This is a genomic window from Bacillus sp. A015 (assembly GCF_053851875.1).
Genome location: NZ_JBSPZB010000048.1, coordinates 1 through 877, shown reverse-complemented (window position 1 = coordinate 877; position 877 = coordinate 1). Strand labels below are relative to the sequence as shown.

At 36.3% G+C, this 877-nt stretch carries 1 tRNA gene and 1 pseudogene; one reads left to right on the top strand and one right to left on the bottom strand.

What is annotated here, in order from left to right:
- Positions 1 to 34 precede the first annotated feature (34 nt).
- Positions 35 to 110: transfer RNA gene (locus tag ACSLGF_RS18730), tRNA-Val, on the bottom strand.
- A gap of 371 nt (positions 111 to 481) precedes the next feature.
- Here ACSLGF_RS18730 and ACSLGF_RS18725 point away from each other — a divergent pair.
- Positions 482 to 553: pseudogene (locus ACSLGF_RS18725) on the top strand (CtsR family transcriptional regulator); the annotation flags it as partial.
- Positions 554 to 877 lie beyond the last annotated feature (324 nt).

Below are 877 nucleotides of genomic sequence, written 5' to 3'. Positions count from 1 at the left end.
CTTTATCTATCCTAACATTATGTAAGAATAAATATGGTGGAGGATGACGGGCTCGAACCGCCGACCCTCTGCTTGTAAGGCAGATGCTCTCCCAGCTGAGCTAATCCTCCATATTGTGTCGTTTCGAATGACTCTCGATCTGACAAATAGTATTATATAACGATAAGATATTGTTTGTAAAGACTTTTTTTAAATAATTTTTGAATTTATTTTAAAGCTGTTTTTTTCACCTTTTCGTTAAGGCACCTAAAGAAGTTTACCACTTGCTTCGTCATTTTAAAAGTCTTTTTTTCATTTTTTATGTTTTTTTCTTAAAAAGAGCTCTAATGAAGCTTTATCACTGTAAAAATATCATTTCCAACACTTTAATATGCTCATTTTATTCAGTATATCCTCACACACAAATCATCTAGAGATAAATTTCTTTTATTATTTTATTTTTCTGAGAAATCATTTTCGCTTAAAAACATATATAAGCGGAGTGGCACAAAATATTTCTGATATCATCGAGCAGTATTTGAAGGAAGTCTTGGATCAGAATGGTCGAGAAATAGGCGTCATTATTAAAGTTTTACTCAGAGAAACGAGTGTATTGATTCATCCTGCGTTCCTTCTTATTAGAGTTCAGTCTTCAGCAATAGATGTGCCCGTTCCCTTTGGAGCCTGAGTGGCCAATTACGTCTCTATACCGAAGCTATCTTAATCGGCTGCTAAAACGAGGGCTTGTTAGACATTTTCTATGTTTTTGATGTTGATATAGAAGCATACCTCTCAAAAACACAAAAAAGACCAGTTCCGTCTGGAACTGATCCTTAGAAAGGCTTGGCGGCGTCCTACTCTCACAGGGGGAAACCCCCAACTACCATCGGCGCTGAAG